At 70.4% G+C, this 1,346-nt stretch carries 1 protein-coding gene and 1 pseudogene; both read left to right on the top strand.

The window, feature by feature from the left end:
• Positions 1 to 418: pseudogene (locus tag BST12_RS32550) on the top strand (hypothetical protein); the annotation flags it as partial.
• Positions 419 to 798: 380 nt separating this feature from the next.
• On the top strand, positions 799 to 1,346 hold a 548-nt coding region (locus BST12_RS28960; RefSeq protein WP_139802057.1), incomplete at its 3' end, for a PE family protein.

The raw sequence follows: 1,346 nt of genomic DNA, 5'->3' as shown, positions 1-1,346 counted from the left end.
GGCCGGTTCCGTCGCCGGTACGGACGGCCGCGCTGGCGTTCTTGCCGTTAGCACCGGTGGCACCGGTGCTAACGGCAAGAACGCCAGAGTCGGCGAAGTCGGCGGCACCGGAGGCGCCGGCGGCACCGGCGGGGATGCCGGAGCAGCCGGGCTCGGCGGGCTTGGCGGCGGCACCGGCAGCAACGCCGGCAACCAGGGCGTCGGCGGGTCGATCGGCAGCGGCGGGCAGGGCGGAAACGGCGGCAACGGCGGCAACGGCTACAGCGGCACACTTCCCACGACGGGCGGCCCCGGCGGTGCCGGCGGTGCGGGCGGCGCGGCCGGCGACACCTTCGGCCCCAGTGGCGTGGACGGTCAGGCCGGCCGGGACGGCATTCGCATCGGCGGCGGTGGCGGCGGCGGCAACCCTAAGAAGTAGGCGCGCCTAGTTCTGAGGCCGTGCCGCAGTTCTGGGTCGTGCTGGCTTTGCGTGTGCATTCCGGGCTTTGCGTGTGAACGCTGGGCTTAGCGTGTGAACCCTGGGCTTTGAGTGTGCATTCCGGGTGCGCTCGAGCGCCGGATATCGCCCTGCGTGCACACTCAAAGCCCTCAATTCACAGCCGATTTCGATCAGGCGGCCCCGCCGCCCCACCGCCACACCCGGAGCGCTAGCTCCGAAATTGTTGTGTACCAATCGGGCATGTCCTTGCCGCGAAAGGATTACGTATTGGGCAAGTGACGAATACACTCCCGGCCTACCTACCGCGTCAGAAATGACCGTGTTGACAGTGTTGTCCCGAGACGGTTGGGAGCTGTGCCATGTCGTTTGTCCTGATCTCGCCGGAATTCGTGACAGCCGCCGCAGGCGACTTGGCCGGTGTCGGATCGACGATCAGTGCGGCCAACGCGGCGGCCGCGGCGCCCACGACGCAACTTCTGACGGCTGCCGGCGACGAGATATCGGCCCAGATCGCGGCTTTGTTCGGCAGCTACGGCCGGGAGTATCAGGCACTCAGCGCGCAGGCGATGGCCTTCCAGGAGCGATTCGTGCAGTCGTTGAAAGTGGGCGTAACCGCCTACTCCTCCGCCGAGGCGATCAACGTCGAGCAGGCGGTGCTCGGCCTGATCAACGCCCCCACGCAGACGCTGCTGGGACGCCCGCTGATCGGCAACGGCGCCAACGCGACCACTCCCGGCGGCGCCGGCGGCGACGGCGGCATCCTGTGGGGCAACGGCGGTAACGGCGCAGCCGGCGCGACCGGTCAGCCCGGCGGAGCGGGTGGCTCAGCGGGCTTGTGGGGCAACGGCGGAGCCGGCGGCGCCGGCGGCGCCGGTGGAGCCACCGGCGGGGCGGGCGGGGCCGGCGG

Origin of the sequence: Mycobacterium angelicum, assembly GCF_002086155.1 — a bacterium.
GTDB classification, from domain to species: domain Bacteria; phylum Actinomycetota; class Actinomycetes; order Mycobacteriales; family Mycobacteriaceae; genus Mycobacterium; species Mycobacterium angelicum.
The sequence above is the reverse complement of the archived record's forward strand: the minus strand, read 5'-3'. Positions and strand labels throughout refer to the sequence as shown.